Annotated in this window: 29 protein-coding genes and 1 pseudogene; 10 read left to right on the top strand and 20 right to left on the bottom strand. The window is 63.5% G+C overall.

The annotated features are described in order from the left end of the window. Positions 1 to 35: 35 nt before the first annotated feature. The gene (locus M0209_RS08860) at positions 36 to 1,790 is read right to left on the bottom strand and encodes a fatty acyl-AMP ligase (RefSeq protein WP_258887913.1); all 1,755 of its coding nucleotides are present in this window, start codon (positions 1,788 to 1,790) and stop codon (positions 36 to 38) included. 84 nt (positions 1,791 to 1,874) lie between these two features. On the opposite strand from M0209_RS08860, the gene M0209_RS08855 reads away from it, so the two are divergent. The 5 genes and pseudogenes from M0209_RS08855 to M0209_RS17375 all read left to right on the top strand — a co-directional run. Next, positions 1,875 to 2,405, top strand: a complete 531-nt coding sequence (locus M0209_RS08855) for a regulatory protein RecX (protein WP_258887912.1) — start codon at positions 1,875 to 1,877, stop codon at positions 2,403 to 2,405. A gap of 107 nt (positions 2,406 to 2,512) precedes the next feature. Next, the gene (locus M0209_RS08850; protein WP_258887911.1) at positions 2,513 to 3,028 is read left to right on the top strand and encodes a cold-shock protein; all 516 of its coding nucleotides are present in this window, start codon (positions 2,513 to 2,515) and stop codon (positions 3,026 to 3,028) included. Continuing rightward, positions 3,028 to 3,495 (top strand): DUF192 domain-containing protein, encoded by a 468-nt coding sequence (locus tag M0209_RS08845; RefSeq protein WP_258887910.1) that lies wholly within the window; start codon positions 3,028 to 3,030, stop codon positions 3,493 to 3,495. The genes M0209_RS08850 and M0209_RS08845 overlap by 1 nt, the downstream gene beginning before the upstream one ends. A gap of 19 nt (positions 3,496 to 3,514) precedes the next feature. Next, positions 3,515 to 3,919, top strand: a complete 405-nt coding sequence (locus M0209_RS08840) for an NADH:ubiquinone oxidoreductase subunit NDUFA12 (RefSeq protein WP_258887909.1) — start codon at positions 3,515 to 3,517, stop codon at positions 3,917 to 3,919. A gap of 1 nt (position 3,920) precedes the next feature. After that, positions 3,921 to 4,313 (top strand): annotated as a pseudogene (locus M0209_RS17375) (DUF2155 domain-containing protein); the annotation flags it as partial. Between the two features lie 35 nt (positions 4,314 to 4,348). Here the strand turns inward: M0209_RS17375 and aat are convergent. The 10 genes from aat to M0209_RS08785 form a co-directional block, all read right to left on the bottom strand. After that, a complete protein-coding gene (aat, locus tag M0209_RS08830) occupies positions 4,349 to 5,095 on the bottom strand; it encodes a leucyl/phenylalanyl-tRNA--protein transferase (protein WP_258887908.1) in 747 nt (248 codons plus the stop codon). Then, positions 5,092 to 5,832: a ParA family protein gene (locus M0209_RS08825; RefSeq protein WP_258887907.1), complete on the bottom strand. Its 741-nt coding sequence runs from the start codon at positions 5,830 to 5,832 to the stop codon at positions 5,092 to 5,094. The genes aat and M0209_RS08825 overlap by 4 nt, the downstream gene beginning before the upstream one ends. Before the next feature lie 9 nt (positions 5,833 to 5,841). Then, positions 5,842 to 6,792 carry an alpha/beta fold hydrolase gene (locus M0209_RS08820; protein WP_258889606.1) on the bottom strand — a complete coding sequence of 317 codons (951 nt, stop codon included), beginning with the start codon at positions 6,790 to 6,792 and terminating at the stop codon, positions 5,842 to 5,844. Positions 6,793 to 7,410: 618 nt separating this feature from the next. Then, the gene (locus tag M0209_RS08815; RefSeq protein WP_258887906.1) at positions 7,411 to 8,148 is read right to left on the bottom strand and encodes a hypothetical protein; all 738 of its coding nucleotides are present in this window, start codon (positions 8,146 to 8,148) and stop codon (positions 7,411 to 7,413) included. Positions 8,149 to 8,193: 45 nt separating this feature from the next. Further along, positions 8,194 to 8,550 (bottom strand): arsenate reductase family protein, encoded by a 357-nt coding sequence (locus M0209_RS08810; protein ID WP_258887905.1) that lies wholly within the window; start codon positions 8,548 to 8,550, stop codon positions 8,194 to 8,196. Next, positions 8,547 to 9,152: an aquaporin gene (locus tag M0209_RS08805; protein ID WP_258889605.1), complete on the bottom strand. Its 606-nt coding sequence runs from the start codon at positions 9,150 to 9,152 to the stop codon at positions 8,547 to 8,549. The genes M0209_RS08810 and M0209_RS08805 overlap by 4 nt, the downstream gene beginning before the upstream one ends. A gap of 32 nt (positions 9,153 to 9,184) precedes the next feature. Further along, positions 9,185 to 9,655 carry an ArsI/CadI family heavy metal resistance metalloenzyme gene (locus tag M0209_RS08800; RefSeq protein WP_258887904.1) on the bottom strand — a complete coding sequence of 157 codons (471 nt, stop codon included), beginning with the start codon at positions 9,653 to 9,655 and terminating at the stop codon, positions 9,185 to 9,187. Next, positions 9,652 to 9,987, bottom strand: a complete 336-nt coding sequence (locus M0209_RS08795) for a helix-turn-helix transcriptional regulator (RefSeq protein ID WP_258887903.1) — start codon at positions 9,985 to 9,987, stop codon at positions 9,652 to 9,654. The genes M0209_RS08800 and M0209_RS08795 overlap by 4 nt, the downstream gene beginning before the upstream one ends. 32 nt (positions 9,988 to 10,019) lie before the next feature. After that, entirely contained in the window at positions 10,020 to 10,523 is a 504-nt protein-coding gene (locus M0209_RS08790) for a GNAT family N-acetyltransferase (protein WP_258887902.1), read from the bottom strand. Between the two features lie 115 nt (positions 10,524 to 10,638). Further along, complete coding sequence (locus M0209_RS08785; RefSeq protein WP_258887901.1) at positions 10,639 to 10,938, bottom strand: putative quinol monooxygenase; 300 nt, start codon at positions 10,936 to 10,938, stop codon at positions 10,639 to 10,641. Between the two features lie 145 nt (positions 10,939 to 11,083). Between M0209_RS08785 and M0209_RS08780 the strand changes: the two genes are divergently transcribed. Further along, positions 11,084 to 11,563 (top strand): hypothetical protein, encoded by a 480-nt coding sequence (locus M0209_RS08780; RefSeq protein ID WP_258887900.1) that lies wholly within the window; start codon positions 11,084 to 11,086, stop codon positions 11,561 to 11,563. A gap of 1 nt (position 11,564) precedes the next feature. Here the strand turns inward: M0209_RS08780 and M0209_RS08775 are convergent, their stop codons facing one another. Genes M0209_RS08775 through aroQ form a run of 4 tightly spaced genes read right to left on the bottom strand, consistent with a single transcriptional unit; the run spans position 11,565 to position 14,669 of the window. Further along, positions 11,565 to 12,344, bottom strand: coding sequence for a hypothetical protein (locus M0209_RS08775; RefSeq protein ID WP_258887899.1), 780 nt, complete (start codon positions 12,342 to 12,344; stop codon positions 11,565 to 11,567). A 37-nt stretch (positions 12,345 to 12,381) separates the two neighbouring features. Then, on the bottom strand, positions 12,382 to 13,740 hold the full coding sequence (gene accC / locus M0209_RS08770; RefSeq protein ID WP_258887898.1) for an acetyl-CoA carboxylase biotin carboxylase subunit: 1,359 nt from the start codon (positions 13,738 to 13,740) through the stop codon (positions 12,382 to 12,384). Next, on the bottom strand, positions 13,741 to 14,205 hold the full coding sequence (gene accB / locus M0209_RS08765; RefSeq protein ID WP_258887897.1) for an acetyl-CoA carboxylase biotin carboxyl carrier protein: 465 nt from the start codon (positions 14,203 to 14,205) through the stop codon (positions 13,741 to 13,743). Positions 14,206 to 14,237: 32 nt separating this feature from the next. Continuing rightward, a complete protein-coding gene (gene aroQ, locus M0209_RS08760; protein ID WP_258887896.1) occupies positions 14,238 to 14,669 on the bottom strand; it encodes a type II 3-dehydroquinate dehydratase in 432 nt (143 codons plus the stop codon). Between the two features lie 198 nt (positions 14,670 to 14,867). Between aroQ and M0209_RS08755 the strand changes: the two genes are divergently transcribed. Together M0209_RS08755 and M0209_RS08750 are read left to right on the top strand one after the other, a co-directional pair. Further along, positions 14,868 to 16,022 carry a hypothetical protein gene (locus M0209_RS08755; RefSeq protein WP_258887895.1) on the top strand — a complete coding sequence of 385 codons (1,155 nt, stop codon included), beginning with the start codon at positions 14,868 to 14,870 and terminating at the stop codon, positions 16,020 to 16,022. 222 nt (positions 16,023 to 16,244) lie between these two features. Then, complete coding sequence (locus tag M0209_RS08750) at positions 16,245 to 16,379, top strand: hypothetical protein (RefSeq protein WP_258887894.1); 135 nt, start codon at positions 16,245 to 16,247, stop codon at positions 16,377 to 16,379. Between the two features lie 4 nt (positions 16,380 to 16,383). Here the strand turns inward: M0209_RS08750 and M0209_RS08745 are convergent, their stop codons facing one another. Together M0209_RS08745 and M0209_RS08740 are read right to left on the bottom strand one after the other, a co-directional pair. Beyond that, positions 16,384 to 16,980: a 2-hydroxychromene-2-carboxylate isomerase gene (locus M0209_RS08745; protein WP_258887893.1), complete on the bottom strand. Its 597-nt coding sequence runs from the start codon at positions 16,978 to 16,980 to the stop codon at positions 16,384 to 16,386. Continuing rightward, a complete protein-coding gene (locus M0209_RS08740; protein ID WP_258887892.1) occupies positions 16,980 to 17,708 on the bottom strand; it encodes an SDR family oxidoreductase in 729 nt (242 codons plus the stop codon). The genes M0209_RS08745 and M0209_RS08740 overlap by 1 nt, the downstream gene beginning before the upstream one ends. Positions 17,709 to 17,784: 76 nt before the next feature. Here M0209_RS08740 and thiS point away from each other — a divergent pair, with 76 nt between their 5' ends. Together thiS and M0209_RS08725 are read left to right on the top strand one after the other, a co-directional pair. Then, complete coding sequence (gene thiS / locus M0209_RS08730; RefSeq protein ID WP_309547057.1) at positions 17,785 to 18,780, top strand: sulfur carrier protein ThiS; 996 nt, start codon at positions 17,785 to 17,787, stop codon at positions 18,778 to 18,780. Between the two features lie 86 nt (positions 18,781 to 18,866). Further along, a complete protein-coding gene (locus M0209_RS08725) occupies positions 18,867 to 19,049 on the top strand; it encodes a CsbD family protein (RefSeq protein ID WP_258887891.1) in 183 nt (60 codons plus the stop codon). A 53-nt stretch (positions 19,050 to 19,102) separates the two neighbouring features. Here M0209_RS08725 and M0209_RS08720 read toward each other — a convergent pair whose 3' ends face one another. Genes M0209_RS08720 through M0209_RS08710 form a run of 3 tightly spaced genes read right to left on the bottom strand, consistent with a single transcriptional unit; the run spans position 19,103 to position 22,889 of the window. Continuing rightward, on the bottom strand, positions 19,103 to 19,810 hold the full coding sequence (locus tag M0209_RS08720) for a hypothetical protein (protein ID WP_258887890.1): 708 nt from the start codon (positions 19,808 to 19,810) through the stop codon (positions 19,103 to 19,105). Then, entirely contained in the window at positions 19,807 to 21,462 is a 1,656-nt protein-coding gene (locus tag M0209_RS08715) for a thiamine pyrophosphate-binding protein (RefSeq protein ID WP_258887889.1), read from the bottom strand. Before M0209_RS08715 ends, M0209_RS08720 begins: the two co-directional genes overlap by 4 nt. Beyond that, positions 21,459 to 22,889 carry an NAD-dependent succinate-semialdehyde dehydrogenase gene (locus M0209_RS08710; protein ID WP_258887888.1) on the bottom strand — a complete coding sequence of 477 codons (1,431 nt, stop codon included), beginning with the start codon at positions 22,887 to 22,889 and terminating at the stop codon, positions 21,459 to 21,461. The genes M0209_RS08715 and M0209_RS08710 overlap by 4 nt, the downstream gene beginning before the upstream one ends. Positions 22,890 to 22,917: the final 28 nt, after the last annotated feature.

Genomic DNA, 22,917 nt, shown 5'->3' with positions numbered 1-22,917 from the left:
GTTCGGTAACCGAGCGGACGCCTAATATCCTTTGGTCAGGCCGCCAGTGCGTAAGGCTGAATCTCGCCGGACAGGTAAAGATTGCGCGCCTTTGCTCGGCTCAGCTTGCCCGAACTCGTGCGGGGCAGGGTGCGCGGCGGCACAAGTTCGACCACGCAGTTCATGCCGGTAATCCCGCGCACCTTTTCACGGATCGCATCGCGCAGCCGGGTGCGTTCCTCGTCGTCGGTGGTGCGGCACTGGACGAGCACGGCGGGCGTCTCTTCGCCTCCGGGGGTCGTAATGGCAAACGCCGCGATATCGCCGGGTTTGAACCCGGGCAGCTGCTCGACCGCCCATTCGATGTCCTGCGGCCAGTGGTTCTTGCCGTTGACGATGATCATGTCCTTGGCGCGACCAACGATGTAGACATAGCCGTCGCTGAGATAGCCCATGTCACCGGTATCGAGCCAACCGTCCTTCATGCAGGCGACGGTCGACACCTCGTCGCGGAAATAGCCTTGCATGATCGAGGGGCCGGCACACCAGACTTTGCCGACCGCGCGCTCCGGCAGCGGCGTGCCGTCCTCCTCGCGGATTTCGATGGCCATGTCGCGTGCGGGTTTGCCGCAGTTGACGATCGCCCGGTAGCGTTGCGGGCGCTTTCCGTCCTCGGGCACGCCCGACAGGTCGGTCTCCTCGACCAGCTCGACGACGATCCCTTCGCCCGGCGGCATGATCGACACCGCCAGCGTGGCCTCGGCAAGGCCGTAGCTGGGCAGAAACGCCGACGCCTTGAACCCGGCGGGTGCGAATGCATCGACGAAGGCCTGCATGACGTCAGGCCGGATCATGTCGGCGCCATTGCCCGCCACGCGCCAGCGCGACAGGTCGAGCCGGTCGGCGATGTGCGACTGCGACGAGATGCGCCGCGCGCAGATGTCGTAACCGAAAGTCGGCGAATAGCTGAGCGTCGTGCCGGGATTGCGGCTGATCAGATCGAGCCACGCCAGCGGACGTCGTGCGAAATCCTCGGTCTTGAGGTAATCCGCCGACACTTGGTTCGCGACCGGCGACAACAGGCAGCCGACCAGCCCCATGTCGTGATACCAAGGCAGCCACGACACGCAGCGGTCGCCCGGCACGACTTCCATCCCGTGCGAATGCGCCGCGAGGTTATTGAGCAGCGCATGGTGGGTAATGACGACACCGTGCGGGAAACGCGTCGATCCGCTCGAATATTGCAGATAGGCAATGTCATCGGGTTGCGCGTTATGAGCAACGAATGTCGGAGCGGGTCGCGCCGCGAAATCGTCCCAGCCGATGGCGCGTGTTCCCGCAGCCCGGGCGGCGTCGCCCGCCATCGCGTCGAGTTCGGCGGGATGGAACAGCACGACCGGCTCGGCGCTTTTCATCTGGACGGCAAGCTGATCGACAAAGGCGTCGCGCCCGCCGAACGAGGTCGGCAACGGCAGCGGCACCGGCCATGCGCCCATATAGATGCAGCCGAAGAACAATGCCGCAAATTCGGGGCCGGTTTCGGCGATCAGTGCCACCCGGTCGCGCGGCGCGATACCATAAGCGACCAGCCGCGCCGCCATGGCACGGGCATCGTCGCGCAGCTCGCTGTAGGGATATGCACGCACCAGATTGCCGCGCGGATCGTGGAAATTAAGTCCTGTCGCCCCCTCGGCCGCAAAGTCGAGTGCATCGCTCAGCGTCGCGAAATCGGCAAATCGCCGGGGACGCCCGTCGTCGCTGGGTGTAGGGGCGCGCGTGATCGGAATCGGCGCTTCGGCGGTATCGGGCAATCTTTTCGCTCCGGTTGCGACTGTCTTGGAACTGCTCAACGCACGGTTCTCATTCCGGTTCGACTGTGGCACAAAAACGGCGCTGTGCCGCAGAGCAGATCAGCCCGGCCCCCGCGCCCCCTCGATCCGTCGACGCTTCAGGCGCTCGCGATCCGCTATGTCGGGCGCTATGCAACGACCGAGGCAAAGCTGCGCACCTACCTTGCCCGCAAGATCGGCGAACGGGGTTGGGCCGACGAGACGGTCCCGCCCGTTGCCGAGATCGTCGCGCGGTGCGTCGGGGCCGGTTATGTCGACGATGCCGCGTTTGCCGAAACCAAATCGCGTTCGCTGGCACGGCGCGGATACGGGTTTCGCCGCGTCGCGTCTGCGCTGCATAAATCGGGTGTTGCCCGCGATATCGCAGAAACACTGCGCCCTGACGCCGACTCGGCGTATGAAAGTGCCCGGACTTACGCCCGAAAGCGGCGTATCGGCATGTTCGGCACCGAACCGGTCGACAGCGCGACGGCACGCCGCCAGTTCGCCGCGATGATCCGCGCCGGTCATAGCGCTGAACTTGCCGGACATTTCGTCCGTAGTGTCCCCATCGAAGACGTCGAAGACCAAATTTAGGAAATGCGGCATATTGTTACCAAAGGTGGCGAGCCGTATACGAGTGCCGGGGTGGAAGCGCGATGGAGACTGGTCCAGCGGATCGGGACGGACAAACGGAGTCGGGTATGCCCGACGACGGCGCAACGCGCTGTGCCGGTCTGGTCAAATGGTTCGACTCCACCCGAGGCTTCGGTTTTGCCGTCACCGAAATCGGCGATGTACTTGTCCATTTCTCGCTCCTTCGCGAACACGACCGGCGGACTTTGCCCGATGGCGCAGGCGTTGTGCTCGATGCGATCGAAACGGGACGCGGCTGGCAGGCATCGAAAGTCGTGTCGATCGACCTGACGACCGCGACTGGCCCCGATGCGGACATCCGTGCTGCTGAACGGCGGGGGCGAGGCGATCCGCAAGCGTTGCTGGAACATGCAGGCCCGCCCGAAGAGGTCGAGGTCAAGTGGTTCAACCGGTTGAAGGGCTATGGCTTCGTCGTCAGGTCGGGGGCAAGCGAAGACATTTTTCTCCACATGGAAACGTTAAGGCGTGCCGGGTTCACCGACGTCGTGCCCGAGCAGACCTTGCGCGCCCGCATTGCGGCGGGGCAGAAGGGGCCGTTGGTGGTCGAGGTGGAGCCTGGGTAATGCGTATAGTCTTGTCGAGCGTGCTGCTGGTGCTCGCGGTAACGGGGTGCAGTGGCGCGGGCAGCGACGCGGCGGCAAGGACGGCATCGGCCTCGGCTGCTTCACTGACGATTACGACGGCTGCCAAAAGCCATGTCTTCCATATCGAGGTCGCGCGAACCGAGGCGCAGCAGGAACGCGGCCTGATGTTCCGCAGCCACCTTGCCCCCGATCAGGGCATGATCTTTCCGATGGACCCGCCGCGTATGGCGAGCTTCTGGATGAAGAACACGGTTATCCCGCTCGACATGATCTTCATCCGTGCCGACGGGACGATTGCGCGGATTGCGGCGGAGACAGTACCCTATTCGCTGGCCCCGGTCTCATCGGGCGAACCGGTGGCGGCAGTGCTCGAGATTGCGGGCGGTCGCGCCGCCGAACTCGGCATCAATGAAGACGACAAGGTAGTGTGGACGGACAAGCGCTGAATAGCTAAGCGGCGTCCGCATGGGCATTTTCGGAACGCTTCTCGGCTGGGCTACTTGGTGGGACGGGGCCGCGCTGACGCATCGCCTCGGCATCCGGTCGAACCGGCGCATGGGTGCCGACGCCGCCGGTAATGTCTATTTCGAGGGTAAGCCCGACATGAACGGCATTCCCCGGCGCTATGTGCTCTACAAGGGCGCGAACGACGCCAGCCGGGTTCCGCCCGAATGGCATGGCTGGCTGCACCACCAGGTCGACGATCTGCCCGACTCCAGCCTGCCGCCGCCGCGCCGCTGGGAAAAAGAGGCCAAGCCTAATCTGACCGGTACCGCTGCGGCCTATCGTCCGGCAGGCGCGCTCGAATCGGGCGGCAAGCGTGCGCCCGCGACGGGCGATTACGAAGCCTGGACGCCGGACGCCGTCTGACATGAAGCGGGCGGCGGTCATCGGTGTCGTTCTTGCCGCGGTCGGTGTGGCGGTGGCCGCGCCGATGATCGGCAATCTGGCCGCGCCTGCCGATCCCGCGCCGAAACCCAACCCCCAGGTCGAGACACTGGTCCAGCCGCAAAAGGGCGACACGCCGATGGCCGAGCGCGTCGCGACGCTCGGCATCCTCAACAAGCGTAACGGCCTGTCGCGCGACCTGAAGCTGAAACCCGGTCAGGGCGTCCGCATCGGCGACCTCGTCGTCAAGCTGAAGGCGTGCGAATCGACCGCCGACTGGGAGGCCGACAAGCTGACCGGCGCGTTCGTGCAGGTGATCGTCAAGAACACCACCGGCGACAACTGGCGCAAAGTGTTCTCAGGCTGGCTGTATAAGGAAACGCCGTCGCTCAACGTCGTCGAGCATCCGGTTTACGATGTATGGGCCAAGGATTGCACGATGCGCCACGCCGAGGTCGGCCCCGACACGGTGACGCTGTCGGGCGATGCGGCAGGCGGCGATCCGTCGTCGGGCAGGCGGTCGAGAGCGCCGAAATCGGGCGGCGAGGATGCGCCTGCCGCCGACACGGCCCCCGAAACAGCGGCGTCGAGCAACGCCATATAGGCCGACCGGCTGACTTCGACCGCGCCGAGCGAGGCGAGATGGTCGGTCATGAACTGGCAATCGAGCAGCGAGAACCCGCCGGTCCGCAACCGCGCGACGAGATGTGCCAGCGCGACCTTCGACGCGTCGGTCGCGCGGCTGACCATCGACTCGCCGAAGAACGCCCCGCCGAGCGAAATGCCGTAAAGTCCGCCGACGAGCCGCCCGTCCTTCCAGGTCTCGACCGAATGGGCATGGCCATGTTCGTGGAGCACCTGCACCGCGCTCTCGATCTGGGCGTTGATCCAGGTGTCGGGTCGGTTTGCCGCCGCTTCGGCGCAGAGCTTTACGACACCGGCGAAATCGCGGTTGGCAGTGGTCTCGTAGCGGCCAGAGAGCAGCGTCTTGCGGAGCGATTTCGAGAGATGAAAATGGTCGAGTGGCAGGATCGCCCGCGTCTTGGGCTCGACCCAGTAAACCGAAGGCGCATCGCGGCTGTCCGCCATCGGAAACACGCCGACAGTATAGGCGCGAAGGAGCAGGTCGGGATCGAGCGGCGGGAGTGGCGCGCTCACTTGGCGCGCACCCGCGACAGCTTGCGCTCGACCCCCGTCCACAGCCGTGCAAACGCCTCGCCCGCCGGGGAGTTCGCCGCGAATGTCCCCACCGGTGCGCGGCGGACACTCATCTGTTCGACGGCGCTCGCCATGGGGATGACGGGCCAGGCGGTGTCGCGCTCGATGGCCTCGCGGTGGAGCAGGCGGCGACGGTCGACCATCGAATAGACCGGCAGGATCGGCGCGTGCTTGCCGTGTTCGCGGGCGAGATAGGCGATGACCTCGTCCAAGGCGCGGCGCGACAGCGGCGAGGGGATAACGGGCACGAGGATCAGGTCGGCGGCGCGCATCACCTGTTCGCTGGTCTCGGTGAGACCCGGCGGGCAGTCGAGCACGATGCGGTCGTAGGTCTTGTCGAGATCGCCGAGCAGCCGCGCCAGCCGCTTGCGTTTGCCGAGTTCGAAGAAGAACTGGTCGAGCCCGCGCAACGACGTGTCCGCACGCAGCAGGTCGAGGCCCTCGATGGCGGTCGGGACGATCAACTTTTTGGGGCTGACGTCCCTGGCAAAGACGGTCTGAGCCGCGTCCTTTGCCTTGGTGCCGGTATCGAGCAGCCAGCTTGAGGCGGCCTGCGGGTCGAGGTCCCACAACAAGGTACGCCGCGACGACTGGACGGCGGCGCTCCACGCCAGATTGACCGCCAGCGTCGTCTTGCCGACGCCGCCTTTCAGTGAATAGACCGCGATCGTTGCCATCGCGGCAAGCTACTGCGCCTTCGGCAGTTTTGCGAGCCAGGTTTTGAGATCGGCGGCGCTCCGTTCCGGGATTTCCTCCATCGGCAAATGGCCGACATTGGGGTAAATAATCTCCTGCGCGTCGGGCAGCTGCGCCTTGAACCAGGCCGCCGACGACACCGGAATGAGCTTGTCCGCCGCGCCCCACATGATGAGCGTGGGAATGGGATGCGGCAGCGGTGTTGTGATGGCGGTCTCGCGTCCGGCGCTGAAGCGATAGACGGTGGCGACACGGTTGCCGGGATAGCGCAGCAACTCCCAGTAACGGTCGATCTTGGCCTCGGTCACTTTCGACGGATCGGCGAACGATCCGCGCAGGCCGTCGGCGACCAGCGACCGCGGGGTGATATAGGCCATCAGGTCGCGGGCCACCGGTGTGCCCGCCAGACGAAAGCCGAGCGGCAGTTTCGCATCGGCAGGCTGCGGTGCCCCGGTCGCATCGACGAGGACGAGTCCCGTGACCTTGAACGGATATTGGTGCGCATAGGCCCAGGCGACGCCGCCGCCCATCGAATTGCCGCCGAGGACGAAGCGGCTGACGCGCAGCTTCTTGGTCACGGCATCGATGACGTCGACATAGTCGCTGCGGTTGTAACTGCGCGCGCGGTAATCGCCGGTCAGGCCGTGGCCGGGCAAGTCGAGCCGGATGACGCGGTAGGTGGGTGTCAGCGCGCGGGTCCAGTCATCCCATGTTTGCAGGAAGCTGTTCGACCCGTGGATCAGCACGATCACCGGCGCATCGCGCGGCCCCTCGTCACGGTAATGGACGACGAACGCATCGCCCATGTTGAGATATTTCGACGCCGCCGACCCGTATTTGGCGCGCATTGCCGCCTTGTCGGTGTCGGGCGTCCAATAGGCAAAGCCAAGACCGATAATGGCGACGAGCAGCAGGCCGACAGCCCATTTCAGGAAACGCATCACGTCAACCGATCCTCCCCGTGCCAGTACCGGACCGCGCGAGCAGACCCCCTTCGGGCGGTCCGAAACGCTGTGCGGCACTGAATTCCAACGCAGGAGAAGTGTCGCAGGAAAGCCGCGTGTAGGACAGCACTGGTTGAAAAGAGCGTGAATACAAAGGGATGCGTGGTGTCGACGTGATGCCGGACGGGCGTTGCCGCGCAGCGACCGGTAATCGCCAGTTGCGAACGCATTTCGCAATAGCGCAAAAATGGCGGAATTCCGGGCAGGCGAGCGGTTGAGCGGATGGGGCGCGACCGGCGTGCCGGATGGCGCGAATTCCTGTTTGTGTCCAACCACTTGGCGCTCGGTCGACGGGCGGGGAGACGGGCGCGGGCTGTATGATCGCCGTTCGTCCGGAATGTCGTGCGCGATGAGCGGGTTACGCGCGAGGAGAGGGTTCGGCAGGGGGTGCCGAGTCGCGTGCGCCGTACTCTCCCTCTCCCTGAAGGGGAGAGGGACCCTCGTGCGCAGCGCGGGAGGGTGAGGGGGCTGCTTCAACTGCCATTGCACACGCCCTCACCCCGCCGCGCTGGGGCGCGTGTCGCCCTCTCCCCAGAGGGAGAGGGAGAGGGAAGGCTAACGCTCCCCGCGCTCGATCCAGTCGAACCTGATCCGCACCCAGGCACCGATGATCGGCTGGCCACCGCGCCGGGGCGGGCGGACCTTGAACTGCCACGATGCCTGACGCAGCGCGCTGGCAAGGCGCGAGCCGGGCGGGGATTCGCCAAGGCTCCGGCAATTTTCGACGCGGTAGGCGGGGGCGGTCTGGCACATGATGAGCGCCCAGCCGGGCTTCGGCCCGCCCGGCGGCAAATACAGCGCGAGTTCGCCCGGGGTCGGTTCGACATACCATTCGGCGTTGTAGAGCGGGGCACCGTTCGGCCCTTCGCCCGGGCCCATGGCGGTGCCGCTGTCGGCAAGGCCGGTTTCGCCTTCGCCGCTGCGCTCGCCGCGCCGGTTGGGCACTTTCGAGATGTCGCCCTCGGCCAAATCCTTGCGGGTGAATTCGACCCAGGGCGGCTTCGACGGCAGCGGCGGCACGATGGGCGGCGGGACCGGACGCGGCTTGGTCGGGGTCTCGACGGCCTTTTTCTCGGCTTTGGCCGGACTGCGCGTCGAGGCGGCCGCCGATGTTTCGGGTAACACCGATATGGTCGTCATCGCGGGGGTGGTCTTGCGCGCGAGCGGGCTGAACGGCGCAAAAAAGGCGAGCAGGAACAGGATCTCGAACAGCAGCGCCAGCACGAACGCGACCGCGCGCCGCCGGAGGGCCGGGTTTGCGGGCACCAGAAATCGGGGCAGGGGCAGACGCATCGGCGCGCCGCCTAGAGGGTGCGGCGCACCGCGACAACCGCGCCGTCAGAGGATTTCGTGAACTACATCCTGCGGACGGCACAGGCGGACGCCCTTCGGCGTTTCGACGAGCGGGCGGTTGATAAGCACCGGATGCGCCATCATCGCGTCGAGGATGACGTCGTCCCCGGCATCGGCAAGCCCGAGTTCGGCACATAGCTCGGCGGCAGGCGCGTTATGCGTCCGCAGCCCCTGTCGCGGGGTCATGCCCGCCGCCGCATAGAGCGCGGACAGGCGTTCGCGGCTCGGCGGCGCTTTCAGATATTCGATGACCTCGACCTCGACGCCGGGGGTCTCGTTCAGGATCGCCAGGGTCTTGCGCGATGTGCCGCACGCGGGATTGTGCCAAATGGTCGCTTTCATGGGCGTTGCTCCTCTGCGGTCAACCAGCCGCTCACATGGTATCCGGCGAAGGCGCCCGCCAGTTGCGCGAGGACGAAGGCGGGAACGTCGATCATCCGTATCCCGGCAAAACTGTCGGTCAAGGCGCGGGCGAGGGTGACGGCGGGGTTGGCGAAGCTGGTCGACGAGGTGAACCAGTAACCGGCGACGATCCACGCCGCGACGAGCGCCGGGACCGACTCGGCGCGGTAGCGCAGGCCGAGGCGGATGGTCAGCAGCAGCCCGAAGGTCGCCACGAATTCGCCGAGCCAGATTGCCGGGCCGGTGCGGGCCTTTGCGCCGATTTCGAGCGCGGCATGACCGAACATCAGATGCGCCAGCACGGTGCCGGCAACGGCGGCCAAAATCTGGACTGCGATGACCGCCGCCCGCGACCGCGCCCCGAGCATCAGCGTCACGGCTGGATTGAACTGCGCGCCCGATATGGGGCCGAGCAGGGCGATGAGGACATAGAGCACCGCGCCGGTCGCCGCCGTATTGCCGAGCAGCGCGACCGCATCGTTTCCGCCCGCGAGGCGCTCAGCCATGATGCCCGAACCGATGACAGTGGCGACAAGTAGCATCGTGCCGACTCCCTCGGCAACGAGAACACGCTTCACGCGATTTTCGGGGCGCAGCAGGTGGTGGCGGAGGCGTTGGCACTTTCGAGCGCATTCAGACTGGCGTGGGCGTTGGCGACCTGTAGTTTGTCGCCGTACACCGTGGCCTCGCCATTGGTCAGGAACGCTTCCCAGACGACGCCGTCGGGGTCGGTAATCCAGTTCTTGTCCGACTGGGCGTAGCAACAGGTCGTCGCCCCTTCCTCGAGCACCGGACGTCCGGCGGCTTTCAACCGGCCATAGATTTCGCCGAGCTCGTCGAGCGTTTCGGCCTGGATACCGATGTGTTCGATGCCTTTTTCGGTGTGGTCCCCCGACGAGATCGCGAAGTTCACGCGCGGGTCGTCGAGCATCCATTTGGCATAGTCGGACTTGGTCACGGTCGGCTCCGCGCCGAACAGGCCGGTGTAAAAAGCGATGGAGGTATCGAGGTCGCTGACCCCGACGTGGAGATGCATCCGTTTCATGCGGCGTTCCTTTCATTGACGGGTTCGCAAGCGGGCGCGCAGTTGGTTGCTCCGCCGCAGCAGTTTTCCATGAGATAGCCGACCAGCGCGTTCATCGCGGCAAAGTCGGCGGAATAGATCAGCGACCGGCTCTTGCGGACCCGCATCACGAGGCCCGCACGTTCGAGCTGGCCCAGATGAAATGACAGCGATGACGCCGGGATGCCGAGATGGTCGGCAATCGCGCCTGCCGCCGCACCGTCCGCACCCTGTTGAACTAGAAAGCGGAACGCCTGAAGCCGGTGTTCCTGCGCGAGGGCGGCGAGGGCGGTGATGGTGTGGGCTGCTTCCATGATTCGATATCTGTCGAAATATCGAATTGAAGTCAAGCAGGATCGGTTAGCCCTCGCTGCATATACACCGTATCGAGTAGCCGCCCGAACTTCTCGCCGACGCGCTCCATGCGGCCCGCGTGGCGGAAGCCCGCCTTGGTATGGAGCGCGACCGAGGCGGGCTCGCCGCCACCAGCAACGGCGATCATCTCTTTGAAGCCGCTCGCTGCTGCCGCGTCGAGCAGCGCGGCGATGAGCACGGTGCCGATGCCGCGCCCGATCATGCCGGGGCGGATATAGATGCTGTTCTCGCAGGTGCGGGCATAGGCGGGGCGGTCGCGAAATTGCGTCGCATAGGCATAGCCAACCACTTCGCCTGCATCCTCGGCGACGAGAAAGGGCCAGTTGCGGGCGGCGAGCGTGGCGATCTTTTCGGTCCAGAATTCAGGCGAAGGTGCTTCGGTATCGAAGGTCGCAGTGCCGTGGCGGACATGGTGCGCGTAGATTGCGGCGATGGCGGGGGCGTCTGCTGGCGCGGCGGGGCGGGTGGGGGTCATGGTAAAGCGATCAATCCTAACCCGACTTGGCTGAGCTTGTCGAAGCCCGATCCTGCTCGTTCCGGCTGATAGTGAAAGAAGAAGGGCGCTTCGACAAGCTCAGCGAAGGCGGTTCCTATCGGCCAGCGATCTCGTTCGCCTCGTAAAGCTGCATCGACGGCGGTTCGGTGGTGAGCGCCGCCATCGCGCGGACGGCATCGCCCGAGGCAGGGACCGCGAAATGAACCTTGAGCGCCGCCATATCGGTCCAGCGCTCGAAGAAGAACAGGCGGTTCGGGTTTTCGCTGTCGCGGTGGACGGCGTGGCTGATGCAGCCGGGCTCGGCGCGCGAGCGCAGGACGTGTTCGGTGGCGATGGCGAGCACGGCGTCGAACTGTCCCTCGCGCGCGGTCACGGTGCCGGTGACGATGATCATGCGGCCTCCCTTTCAAGCCAGACTTTCAGGTCCTTGATCGTATGTTGGCCGTTCGGGCTTCAAGCCGATATACGTTGCTGCTATGGAAACCTGTGTGGTACAACATGAAAATGGCAGGCCGGTGTTCGCCTTAGGGTCTCTGAGAATGCGTTTAATCCTTGCAGCAGTTGCGATTTGTCAAACAGTTGCCTGTGCTGGACCACAGCGCGGAGTTGTAACTGAGCACTACTCAACATTCGTCGAGAAAAGTCGAAACGCGTCGGGTCAGTTGGTTTTTGTTCAGCAGTTGGGTGGGCAATCGAGAAGCGATGCGATTTATGTGGATGAAAGACAGGCATCAGCGTGGTTCAAGCAAAATGCTGGTATAGTTGTAGAAGGAACCGCGACGTGCAGAGTTAGTGCTATCAATAATTCAAAACATGATTGTAAAGTCAACTATATTAGCGATAAATCTACTAAAGTATCGACTGCAGTGGAAAATCTATTGAACATTACTGCCGCCTCGCTCCTAAATTATCAAGAAGGCGAAGCCACATTACAATTTTTGTTCGAAGATAATTCTACGTCCGGTACAATCTCTTGCACGATACCGGCGTGCGGCTTTCGGCATAGTGAACGTAGGTAATCTACCATCCAGAAGAGTGAGTATTATAAATTTGCTGCGGATCGACAGGTCCGGTGTATCCGCCCGGAGTTACGAGCTGCCCAGCGGGATATTCCACGTCCAAGGAAATCTCAGCTGACATCGCATGCATCAAATCGTTCGCGAAAGCTTCGACGTTGCGCGAATAATCGCTCGGATAAAAATCGCCTCGATGAGCTGCCGGTTCGGATTGCCATTTCGTGTAATTCTGTACGAAAAAATTATACCCACCTTCAGTGAGATGTGCCAATTCGTGAAGAACTAAGGCCGACATTCCTTCATCGTCGGGATAATTTGGGTGAGCATATCCAAGTATTCCTTCAAAATTAATTTCATCAGCGTTAGTTCCATTAGGGTCGTAATTAGAAGATCCAACACCTTCGTTTTTATACTCGCTAGGCGGTCGATCGCTAACGGTCCATTGTGTATTCTCTAGCGACGTCAATATCTGGGCAGTCGTAAATATTGTGCCTTTAATTATAACAAATTTATTGGGGTTTTCCGAAAGTTTTGCCCGTATTCGGGATATTGCGGTTATCAGTCTCTGGGCAGCCTGCTTGGCGCTTTGCTTATTATTGGGGTTTCTAACCACGATTTCGATTGAGATCGCAAGATCTGGGTTCTCGCCTGGTGCATCAGGGGGAATGTTGCGCGGTGACCATCCTTCAACGCCAGACGAGGAAACGGTCGAAAAGCCGAGAAAGTCTCCACCTTCGTCATAGTGCCCTGTGCAGACAATCGTGTCCTCAGGAATACTCGCCATGCCTAACTCCCACACTTGTGAGTCAATAAATGATTAGTTACTTCGATTCGAGAGCATTGTTGAGCCATTCCTCAAGCCATTTGATCGTATAGTCGCCGTTCTGGATATCGGGCTCGTTGAGCAGCGCCTGATGCAGCGGGATCGTCGTCTTGACGCCCTCGATCACGGTTTCCTCGAGTGCGCGGCGCAGGCGCATCATCGCGGCTTCGCGGGTCTTGCCATAGACGATCAGCTTGCCGATCATGCTGTCGTAGTACGGCGGGATGCGATAGCCCGCGTAAAGGCCGCTGTCGAAGCGGACGTGCATGCCGCCGGGCGCGTGGAAATATTCGACCTTGCCGGGGGACGGCGCGAAGGTCTTGGGGTCCTCGGCATTGATCCGGCATTCGATGGCGTGGCCGGCGAATTCGACCTCGTCCTGGGTGACGCTCAATGGCAACCCCTCGGCAACGCGGATCTGTTCGCGGACGAGGTCGAGGCCGGTGATCATCTCGGTGACGGGATGTTCGACCTGAAGCCGGGTGTTCATTTCGATGAAGTAGAACTCGCCGTCTTCCCACAGGAATTCGATGGTGCCCGCGCCGCGATAGCCCATGTCGGCCATTGCCTTGGCGACGATGCCGCCCATGCGTGCGCGTTCGCTGGCGGAGATGGCGGGGGAGGGGGCTTCTTCGAGCACTTTCTGGTGGCGGCGCTGGAGCGAGCAATCGCGTTCGCCGAGGTGGACGGCATTGCCCTGTCCGTCGCCGAAGATCTGGAACTCGATATGGCGCGGATTGCCGAGGTATTTTTCGAGATAGACGGTGGCGTCGCCGAATGCGGCTTTGGCCTCGCTGCCCGCCTGTTGCATCAGGGTTTCGAGCTGGTCTTCCGACGTGCACACCTTCATGCCGCGCCCGCCGCCGCCCGAAGCGGCCTTGATGATGACGGGATAGCCTGCCGCCGCCGCGATTGCCTTGGCTTCGGCGAGGTCGCTGATCGGCCCATCGGAGCCGGGCACCAGCGGCAGGCCGAGCGCGCCTGCGGTCCGCTTCGCCTCGATCTTGTCGCCCATCGTGCGGATATGCTCGGGCTTGGGCCCGACGAAGATGATGCCGTGTTCCTCGATGATATCGGCGAACTTGGCGTTCTCGCTGAGGAAGCCATAGCCGGGGTGGATCGCATCCGCGCCGGAGATTTCGGCGGCGGAGATGATCGCGGGGATGTTGAGATAGCTGTCGGCAGCGGCTGGCGGCCCGATGCAGATCGCCTCGTCGGCGAGGCGGACGTGCATCGCGTCGGCGTCGGCGGTCGAATGCACCGCGACCGTTTTGATCCCCATTTCATGCGCCGCGCGGTGGATACGCAGCGCGATTTCGCCGCGGTTGGCGATGAGGAGTTTTTCGATTGCGGGCATCTAGTCGATCACGACGAGGGGCTGGTCGTATTCGACCGGCTGGCCGTTATCGACGCAGATACGCGTGACGGTGCCGCCCTTGGTCGCAGCGATGGGGTTCATGACCTTCATCGCCTCGATAATGACCAGCGTCTGGCCCTCTTTCACCGTGTCGCCGACGTTGACGAAGGGCTTCGCGCCGGGTTCGGGGAAGAGATAGACGGTGCCGACCATCGGCGATTTGAGCGCATTGGCGGTGTCGGCGACGGGTGCAGCAGCCGGGGCAGCAACCGCAACCGCGACGGGGGCTGCGGCCGGGGCGGCGGCAGGCGCGGAGGCGACCACCGAAGCGGCCTTGCGTGCAACCTTGATGCGGCGTTCGCCGTCCTGAACCTCGATTTCGGTGAGTTTGGTTTCGTCGAGCAGCTCGGCAAGCTGGCGCACGAGCGCGGCATCGACCTGCATCGCGCCTGATTTTTCGGTCATGTGGACCCCTGTTTAGCGTTTGTGCCCAATTGTCAGAGCTTGGCCGCCGCGTCCAGCGCCAGCGTGTACGACGCCGCGCCGTGGCCGGCAAAACAGGCGACAGCGGCCATGCCGATATAGCTCAGGTGGCGGAATTCCTCGCGCTTGTGCGGGTCGGACAGGTGGACCTCGATCACCGGCACCGCGATCGACTTGATCGCGTCATGGATCGCGATCGAGGTATGGGTATAGCCGCCCGCGTTGAGCAGCACGGCCTTCGCACCCACCGCATTCGCCTCGTGCAACCAGTCGATCAGATGCCCCTCGTGGTTCGACTGGCGCATGTCGATGGTCAGGCCGAGCGGGCGCGCCTGATCCTCGAGCATCCCCGCGATGTCATCGAGCGTCTGGTGCCCGTAAATCTCCGGCTCGCGCGTGCCGAGCAGGTTGAGGTTGGGGCCGTTGAGGACGAAGATTGTGGGCATGGGGCGGGGCGTAGCGCGGGCTTGAGCGAAGGAACAGCGTGTGAGGCCACCTTGTTGGCTGGCCCCTTGTGGAGAGCCAAAGCAAGCGATGAGTCCGAATTTTAGCCGAATTTCGCAACTGTTACCGTAATTCACCATGCCATTTGCAAAGGCAGGCAGACAACATATAGTCGATGATGTGGTGGGACGGAGAGCGAAATGACCTGCGAGTCGGAAAAGAGCGATTTTGAGAACAAGCTCTCAGAAGTGCAAACTGCTCTTAACAACGAGCTTGCATCAATTGCGATTTCTACCGAGCAACGCGCGAACGAGATTGCGAACGACTTCGAAGCCGACAACGACTTGGCGGCCGGTGTGGGCGCGGTTGCAGGAGCAACAGTTGGCGGCCTACTTGGCGGTCCGACAGGCGTCATTGTTGGCGGTACGATTGGCCGAGCAATTGGTTCGCTCTTTACCCTAGAGATTACAACATATCGGCAGAGTGTAGTGCTAGATGTCCCACAAACCTCGTTGACGACGCGGGCGTTCAGCTTCGATCTTCCGGTTGTCTCGATACATGACGCCGACTTAAGTTTTGATATTCCGACAACTGAGATGAGGCGACAAGAAGGTCCTCCTATCCCTCATTCGCGTACACGAATGGTCACTCATTGTGTGGGACCAAGCTGGGCGCGAGTGTGTACCGACTTGCCGGAGGTTACTGTAGAGTGGGAACCGACATACATCGATGTTCCGGTGATAGTAATGCGGACGCAGCATATCATTTTTGGCGTCCCGAGCGTATCGATGGAGCGCAGGGAGATAAAAGTCGATATTCCTGAGATATCGATGCAACCTACGTCTATGTCCGTAGATGTGCCGAGCATTACTCTGCGTTTTATTAAGGATGCGGGTCGACGCACAGCCGCCTTAGCAGCCGCGCTCGCCCAATCTGCTCAACAAGAAGCCGCCCAAAAGCAAATCGCATTCCAGCAAAGATTGAGATCAGAAGTTGCTCCCTTCGCTCTAAAAATGTTTGCCTGCTATCGCGAACAAATTATGTCCGGTCGATCTGCTGCAATGAGTCAGTTTGAACCGCAGATCGCAACGCTCACTGCGGCAATAACTTCGATGGCTGGCCGCAGCGTGCCAGATTCTGCGCCCGAATTTGTAGCAGCTCGTGCTGAATTGGAGGCAGCAATAAAGGCGCGTGATAACGGTCTGATCGAATTTGATAACGCCTTAGCAAAACTAAACGTAGCAGCTCAACAAGCTATGGAACAATTTCTGGGTCATAGTGCCAGTTCTTTGGTTGAACCAGAATTATTATCGTCGGGAATAGGTTCTCTAGTGGCATTTAATTCCCCCGCCTAGATTCCTCATTCGAAATTGCGGTTCTGTTAGAAAATCCAACCTCGTTCCCCGATTATTCGCGTGCGCGACCTCTGTTCGCTTCAACGTCGTCTCCACCTAGCCCCAATAAAGTGCGATGCCGATATTGATTTTCAGACGGCGTAAGGCTAGGGAATTGTCATGGCTACCGCTCCACAACATGAAGTGCTCGACATCGAGTAGCAGCTTGTCCGCATTGCGGAGATGCGGGTGCGGACCGACAAGCTGATTCAGGAAACGCGGCTCGCCACGCCGCAGATGTTTTTTCAGGGCGCGCTGGCGATGGCGGCGTTGATCGGTGCCGGTGCGGCGCTGGGCAAGCTGTTCTTTCCGGGCTGACCGCTCACCCCAACGCAGCCTCGACCTGCGCCAGCCGCTCCTTCCCCCAGAACATCTCGTCCCCGACAAAGAATGTCGGCACGCCGAATACGCCGCGGGCAGCGGCGGCTTCGGTTTGGGCGACGAGGGTGTCCTTGATGTCTTGATCGGCGGCGCGGGCGAGGAGGGCGGGGCCGTCGAGTCCGGCTTCGTCGAGCGTTGCGGCGATCACCGCCGGGTCGCCGAGGTCGCGTTCCTGTTCCCACATCGCGGCCATGGCGGCGGGGACGAAGGTGTCGAGGCTGCCTGCCGCTTCGCACGCGACGGCGACGCGCATCAGGGTGAGCGTGTTTTGCGGGAATACCGGGTTCATCCGGAACGGGATGCGGTGCGCGGCGACGAAGCGCTGGAATTCGAGCTGTTCATACGCCCATTTGGCGGGACTGTCGGCATAGCGGACCAGCGGGGGGCGGTTGCCGGTCAGCTTGAACAGGCCGCCTAGCGACACCGGGCGATAGACGAGCGTCGCGCCCGTGCGTTCGAGGATCGGCGGCAAGGCCTTCCACGCCAGATAGCTGTTCGGCCCGCCGGGATCGAACACGAATTCGAGCGTTTTCGTCATCAGAAACTCTCCGTCCAGGGGCGCAGGTCGAGCTCGTGCGTCCAGGCGCTGCGATGCTGTTTGTGGAGCATCACATAGGCCGCCGCGATGGCGTCGGGGCTGAGCACCGCGTCGCGAGCGCGCATCGCGTCGATGTCGGGCACGCGGGTCGCGATGAAATCGGTGTCGATGGGGCCGTCGATGATCGAATGCGCGACATGGATGTTCTTGGGCCCGAGTTCGCGCGCCATGCTTTGGGCGAGCATCCGCAAGCTGGCTTTTGCGCCGGCGAACGCCGCATAGCCGCTGCCGCCGCGCAACGATGCAGTCGCGCCGGTGAAGATGATCGTGCCGCGTCCGCGCGGGAGCATGACGCGCGCGGCTTCGCGGCCCATCAGGAACCCGCCGAAGCACGCCATTTCCCAGACCTTGCGGTACACCCGCGCCGTCATTTCGGTGATCGGGAAATTGACGTTCGCGCCGATGTTGAACACCGCGACTTCGATGGGGCCGATATCGCGCTCTATGGCCTCGACTATTGCGACGACGTCATCCTCCTCGCGGGCGTCGCCGGGGTAGGCGCGCGCGGCGTGGCCCTCTGCGCGGATCGACGCTGCCAGCGCCTCCAGCTTGTCGGCGTTCGTCGCGCGGCGGTTGACGCAGGCCGTCAGCCCTTCGCGCGCAAACGCCCGGGCAATCGCGCCACCGGTGGCATCGCCCGCGCCCACGATCAATGCTGCCCCGCCCATGCGTTTCTCCTTAATCGGTTGCCCGTCGTCGAAGCCACTCCCTATATGCGCGGGCATACACACGCAAAGGCAGACGATGAGCGCAGACGGCACGATCAGCATCCGGGTGAACGGCGAGCACCGCCGCGTGGCGGCGGGGATCAGCTTTGCCGATCTGGCGAACGAGCTGGGACTGGACCCGGCGCGGGTGGCGGTCGAGCGCAACCTGGAAATCGTGCCGCGTTCGACGCTGGCGCAGGTGATTGTCGAAGACGGCGACGAGATCGAGATCGTGACGTTCGTGGGCGGCGGCGATCACGAAGACGCCGATACATGGACGGTCGCGGGCCGCACCTTCACCTCGCGGCTGATCGTCGGGACGGGCAAGTACAAGTCGTTCGAGGAGAATGCAGCTGCGGTCGCGGCATCGGGGGCGGAGATCGTTACCGTCGCGGTGCGGCGGGTGAACGTCAGCGACCGCAATGCGCCGCTGCTGATGGATTATATCGACCCCAAGAAGATCACCTACCTGCCGAACACCGCCGGGTGCTTCACCGCCGATGACGCGATCCGCACGCTCCGGTTGGCGCGCGAGGCGGGGGGGTGGAACCTCGTCAAGCTGGAGGTGCTCGGCGAAGCCAAGACGCTTTACCCGGACATGCGCGAAACGCTGAAAGCGACCGAAGTGCTGGTCCGCGAGGGCTTCGAGCCGATGGTCTATTGCGTCGATGATCCGATTGCCGCGAAGCAGCTGGAGGAAGCGGGTGCGGTCGCAATCATGCCCTTGGGCGCGCCGATCGGCTCAGGGCTGGGCATCCAGAACCGCGTGACGATCCGCCTGATCGTTGAGGGGGCGAAAGTGCCGGTACTGGTCGATGCGGGTGTCGGGACGGCGTCGGACGCGGCGGTCGCGATGGAACTCGGTTGCGACGGCGTGCTGATGAATACCGCCATTGCCGAGGCGAAAGACCCGATCCGGATGGCGCGCGCGATGAAGCTGGCGGTCGAAAGCGGGCGGCTGGCGTATCGCAGCGGGCGGATGGGGCTACGCCGCTATGCCGATCCGAGCTCGCCGCTTGCGGGGCTTATCTAGCTCACCTTATCTGGCGGAACCGGAACGGATTTCGCCCGTTTGCATCCCCGACACCACCCCCGGTGCCGTGTAAATGGAGATGCGTCATGGGCGAACTGATCGACAAGGCCAAGGGCTACACCAATGAAGCCGTCGGCAAGGCCAAGCGCGCCATCGGCGAGGCGACCGACAACGAGCAGCTGAAGGCCGAAGGCGATGTCCAGGAAGCCAAGGGCGACCTGCAAAAAGGCGTCGGTGCCGTAAAGGGCGCTTTCAACGACAAGATCTGACGCATTCGTCAGCGGAAGAAGGGCCGTGCCGGGAAACCGGTGCGGCCCTTTCGCTATTTGCGGCGCGCGCGCTCGTAGATGCCGCGAAACGCGACATTCATCCCGCCGCAATTGTTGTTGTCGTCGACGAGCAGCCAGCGTCCGACGCGTTGCATTTTCACCGCGCAGTCATAAAGTCCCGCCGACCGATACGGCAGGGTAGCATCGTCGCCCATCGCAAAGCTCAGACCGTTTGCCTCGGGCTTCGCAACCGCCGCAATTTCGCCGGTGTGGATCGCGCCGATTTTGACGCGTTGCGGGTCGAGGGCACCGTATGTTGCCTCGCCGGAAATTTTCAGCCGTCCGCCGGACAACGCCTTGATCGTAATCGACGCTTCGATTTGCCCCCATTCCCCGACCCATGCCGACAGCGGCACCGTTGCTGCCGGTGCGACCGACAAGGCCGCACGCGGTAGCCATCCCGCCGTGTCGCGCCCCTTCGGACTCAAGAACACGGCGCATGCGCGTGTCGCCGCGAGGTGCTTGACGATGACCTCGTCACCTGGAACGACATAGGCGCTTTGGCGACAGCCCGGCGCAGCGTCGGCGCAATCCGGGTCGCGCCGGAAAAGAACCCGCGCCGCGCCCGGCTTGACCCGCCCGACGGCCAGATCGACTGTATATTCCTGACCGCCCAAATCGACTCCCCCTTTGCACTCGGGGGTCTGCGCGAAGGCGACGGCGGGCGAGAGCAGCGCAAGCGGGAAGAAAAAGCGGATCATCGCTGTCCTCTCAGCTTGCTGATCGTCGTGCCTGCCGAAATCCGCTCGATGTCTGTCTTGATATGCAGCAGCTTCACGCCCGGTTGCGCCAGCGCACGGTCAAGCGCGGGGGCGAAACCGTCAGTGTCGTCGACGGTTTCGGCCCATGCGCCATAGGCGCGCCCGAGCCCGGCGAAGTCGGGATTTTTCAGTACGGTGCCGCTTACTCTTGAGGGGTATTCGCGTTCCTGGTGCATGCGGATCGTGCCGTAGCCGCTGTTGTCGATGACGAGCACCAGCATGTCCGCGCCGTGCTGTACGGCGGTTGCCAGTTCCTGCCCGTTCATCAGGAAATCGCCGTCGCCTGCGAGCGCCACGACCTTGCGTTGCGGGTGGCGCAGCGATGCGGCGACGGCGGCGGGGACGCCGTAACCCATTGCCCCTGCCGTGGGGGCGAGCTGGCACGACTGGCCCGCGTAGTGCCAGTAGCGGTGCCACCAGCCGCTGAAATTGCCCGCGCCGTTGCAGATGAAGGTGTCCATCGGCAGCCGCTCGCGCATCGCCGCGACGCACATGCCGAGGTCGAGCTTGGTGTCGAACGGGGCGGGCGTGCTCCACGCCTTCCACTCCTCGTTCGCCTCGTCGCCGTCCTTGAACCGGATGATATCGTCATCCCACAGCGCCGCCATCTCGGCGAATTCATGCGGATAGGCGCAGATGGGCAGGTCGGTGCGGTAAACGCGGTTGAGTTCGGTCGGGTCGGGGTGGACGTGGATGAGGATCTGGTCGGGATGGTCGGGGGTGATCAGCGTGTAGCCGTCGGTCGTCGCCTCCCCCAGCCGCGCGCCGAGCACGAGGATGAGGTCGGCATTTTTGATCCGCTCGACGAGCTTCGGGTTCGGACCATAGCCCAGATTCCCGGCATAGACCGGGCAGGCATTGTCGATGGCATCCTGCCGCCGGAACGCTGCCGCCACTGGCAAGCCGATCCGCGTCGCGAATTCGGCGAAATAATGCCCGCATCCCGCGTCCCATCCGCCGCCGCCGACGATGGCGACAGGCGCGACGGCATCTTTCAACAGCGCCATTACCTGTTCCATCGCGGCGCCATCGGGGTCCTGCTCGGGCGGGGTGATGCGCGGGCGGTCGCGCGCCTCGACGACGTCGCACAGCATGTCTTCGGGGAGGGCGAGCACGACCGGGCCGGGGCGTCCGGCCATGGCGGTGGCATAGGCGCGCGCGACATATTCGGGGATGCGCGCGGCATCGTCGATCCGCGCCGCCCATTTGCACAGAGGCGCGAACATCGCGGCGAAATCGACTTCCTGAAACCCCTCGCGGTCGCGCATGCCGCGGTCGACATCGCCGATGAACAGGATCATCGGCTGCGAGTCCTGCATGGCGACATGCACGCCGATGCTGGCATTGGTCGCCCCCGGCCCGCGCGTGACAAACGCCACCCCCGGACGCCCCGTCATCGCGCCATCGGCGCACGCCATGAAGGCGACGCCGCCTTCCTGTCGGCACGTCACGGTCTGGATCGACGGCGTGTCATGCAACGCATCGAGCACGGCGAGAAAGCTCTCGCCGGGAACGTGGAAGATGCGGTCGCAGCCCTGAAGGATGAGCTGATCGACGAGAATGCGGCCGCCGGTGCGGGGAGTGTTGGTCATGCCTGGTGGATTGCCTTCACCACCATATAGCTGTCCAGCCCTTCCGGCCCGCCTTCGCTGCCGAAGCCTGAATCCTTGACCCCGCCGAAAGGGGCGTCGTGGCCCGAGATCGCGAAAGTGTTGATGCCGACCATACCGCTTTCGATCGCATCGCCGAGGAGGTTCGCGCGGCGGCCGTTTTCGGTGAAGGCAAACGCGGCAAGGCCATAGGGCAGGCGGTTGGCCTTTTCGATGGCCTCGTCGAAGATATCGAACCGCGCGGTGACGGCGACAGGGCCGAAGGGTTCGTTCGACATGATGTCCGCGCTGTCGGGTACGTCGGCGAGGAGGGTCGGCTGGAAGAAGAAGCCGCCGTCTCCCCTTTCGCCACCTGCCAGGATGCGCGCGCCCTTTGACCGCGCATCGTCGACCAGCGCGCCGATGGCCGAGGGGCGGCGAACGTTGGCGAGGGGGCCCATCTTCGTTGCCGCATCGAGACCGTTGCCGATCTTTACGTTTGCCGTGCGTTTGGCGAACCCATCGAGGAACGCATCGTAAATCCCTGACTGCACATAGAATCGCGTCGGCGACACGCAGACCTGCCCGGCATTCCTGAACTTCTGCGGCACGACCATGTCGAGCGTCTTTTCCAGATCGCAGTCGTCGAACACCAGCACCGGCGCATGGCCGCCCAACTCCATCGTCATGCGTTTGATGCCGTCGGCGGCGAGGTGCATCAGGTGGCGTCCGACCGGCACCGAACCGGTGAAGCTGATCTTCCTGATCGTCCGCGAACCGATCAGGTGGCGGCTGACCGTATCCGGTACACCGAAGACGAGTTGTGCGACACCGGCGGGCAATCCCGCATCGGCGAGGCAGTGCATGACGGCGGTGGTGCAGCCCGGCGTTTCCTCGGGCGGCTTGCAGATCACAGAGCATCCGGCGGCGAGCGCGGGCGCGAGCTTCTTCGCCATCAGATATACCGGGAAATTCCACGGGCTGAACGCGGCGACCGGCCCGACCGGCTGTTTGACGACGATGCTGCGCTGTCCGGCGGGGCGGACGAGGACGCGGCCGTAGTTGCGCTTGGCCTCCTCGGCATACCAGTCGAACATCGCCGCGCTGCTCAACACTTCGCCACGCGCTTCGGCTAGCGGCTTGCCCTGTTCGAGCGTCATCGTCTGCGCGATCGTGTCGGCACGTTCGCGCATCAGCGACGCCGCCTTGCGCAGGATGCCGCCGCGCGTCTCAACGTCGGTCGCGCGCCAGACGGCGAAGCCGCGCTCGGCCGCCGCCAGTGCCTCGTCGAGGTCTGCCGGACTTGCCAGCGGCAGTTCGGCAATCGTACCGCCGGTTGCCGGGTTGACCACGGCGTGCGCGTCGCGCCCCTCGCCGATCCGCCAGCTACCGTCGACGAACAGGGCGAGGTCGGCGTTGTAGTCGGTCATGCGGCATCCTTTGATGGGGTGACGCGCA

This window comes from Sphingomonas sp. SUN039 (assembly GCF_024758725.1).
GTDB lineage: Bacteria > Pseudomonadota > Alphaproteobacteria > Sphingomonadales > Sphingomonadaceae > Sphingomonas_O.
This window is presented reverse-complemented; position numbering and strand designations above follow the sequence as displayed.

Excerpts from the sequence above, each read along its gene's own strand:
- M0209_RS08805 (WP_258889605.1), bottom strand. The coding sequence starts at position 9,152 with ATGCTACTTGTCGCCACTGTCATCGGTTCGGGCATCATGGCTGAGCGC.
- M0209_RS08785 (WP_258887901.1), bottom strand. The coding sequence starts at position 10,938 with ATGATCATCGTCACCGGCACCGTGACCGCGCGCGAGGGACAGTTCGAC.
- M0209_RS08780 (WP_258887900.1), top strand. The coding sequence starts at position 11,084 with ATGCGTTTAATCCTTGCAGCAGTTGCGATTTGTCAAACAGTTGCCTGT.
- thiS (WP_309547057.1), top strand. The coding sequence starts at position 17,785 with ATGAGCGCAGACGGCACGATCAGCATCCGGGTGAACGGCGAGCACCGC.
- M0209_RS08825 (WP_258887907.1), bottom strand. The coding sequence starts at position 5,832 with ATGGCAACGATCGCGGTCTATTCACTGAAAGGCGGCGTCGGCAAGACG.
- M0209_RS08800 (WP_258887904.1), bottom strand. The coding sequence starts at position 9,655 with ATGAAACGGATGCATCTCCACGTCGGGGTCAGCGACCTCGATACCTCC.
- M0209_RS08755 (WP_258887895.1), top strand. The coding sequence starts at position 14,868 with ATGACCTGCGAGTCGGAAAAGAGCGATTTTGAGAACAAGCTCTCAGAA.
- M0209_RS08715 (WP_258887889.1), bottom strand. The coding sequence starts at position 21,462 with ATGACCAACACTCCCCGCACCGGCGGCCGCATTCTCGTCGATCAGCTC.
- M0209_RS08840 (WP_258887909.1), top strand. The coding sequence starts at position 3,515 with ATGGGCATTTTCGGAACGCTTCTCGGCTGGGCTACTTGGTGGGACGGG.
- M0209_RS08810 (WP_258887905.1), bottom strand. The coding sequence starts at position 8,550 with ATGAAAGCGACCATTTGGCACAATCCCGCGTGCGGCACATCGCGCAAG.
- M0209_RS08815 (WP_258887906.1), bottom strand. The coding sequence starts at position 8,148 with ATGCGTCTGCCCCTGCCCCGATTTCTGGTGCCCGCAAACCCGGCCCTC.
- M0209_RS08750 (WP_258887894.1), top strand. The coding sequence starts at position 16,245 with ATGCGGGTGCGGACCGACAAGCTGATTCAGGAAACGCGGCTCGCCACG.
- M0209_RS08845 (WP_258887910.1), top strand. The coding sequence starts at position 3,028 with ATGCGTATAGTCTTGTCGAGCGTGCTGCTGGTGCTCGCGGTAACGGGG.
- M0209_RS08850 (WP_258887911.1), top strand. The coding sequence starts at position 2,513 with ATGCCCGACGACGGCGCAACGCGCTGTGCCGGTCTGGTCAAATGGTTC.
- M0209_RS08795 (WP_258887903.1), bottom strand. The coding sequence starts at position 9,987 with ATGGAAGCAGCCCACACCATCACCGCCCTCGCCGCCCTCGCGCAGGAA.
- M0209_RS08790 (WP_258887902.1), bottom strand. The coding sequence starts at position 10,523 with ATGACCCCCACCCGCCCCGCCGCGCCAGCAGACGCCCCCGCCATCGCC.
- M0209_RS08820 (WP_258889606.1), bottom strand. The coding sequence starts at position 6,792 with ATGCGTTTCCTGAAATGGGCTGTCGGCCTGCTGCTCGTCGCCATTATC.
- M0209_RS08710 (WP_258887888.1), bottom strand. The coding sequence starts at position 22,889 with ATGACCGACTACAACGCCGACCTCGCCCTGTTCGTCGACGGTAGCTGG.
- accB (WP_258887897.1), bottom strand. The coding sequence starts at position 14,205 with ATGACCGAAAAATCAGGCGCGATGCAGGTCGATGCCGCGCTCGTGCGC.
- M0209_RS08740 (WP_258887892.1), bottom strand. The coding sequence starts at position 17,708 with ATGGGCGGGGCAGCATTGATCGTGGGCGCGGGCGATGCCACCGGTGGC.
- M0209_RS08725 (WP_258887891.1), top strand. The coding sequence starts at position 18,867 with ATGGGCGAACTGATCGACAAGGCCAAGGGCTACACCAATGAAGCCGTC.
- M0209_RS08775 (WP_258887899.1), bottom strand. The coding sequence starts at position 12,344 with ATGGCGAGTATTCCTGAGGACACGATTGTCTGCACAGGGCACTATGAC.
- aroQ (WP_258887896.1), bottom strand. The coding sequence starts at position 14,669 with ATGCCCACAATCTTCGTCCTCAACGGCCCCAACCTCAACCTGCTCGGC.
- M0209_RS08720 (WP_258887890.1), bottom strand. The coding sequence starts at position 19,810 with ATGATCCGCTTTTTCTTCCCGCTTGCGCTGCTCTCGCCCGCCGTCGCC.
- M0209_RS08745 (WP_258887893.1), bottom strand. The coding sequence starts at position 16,980 with ATGACGAAAACGCTCGAATTCGTGTTCGATCCCGGCGGGCCGAACAGC.
- accC (WP_258887898.1), bottom strand. The coding sequence starts at position 13,740 with ATGCCCGCAATCGAAAAACTCCTCATCGCCAACCGCGGCGAAATCGCG.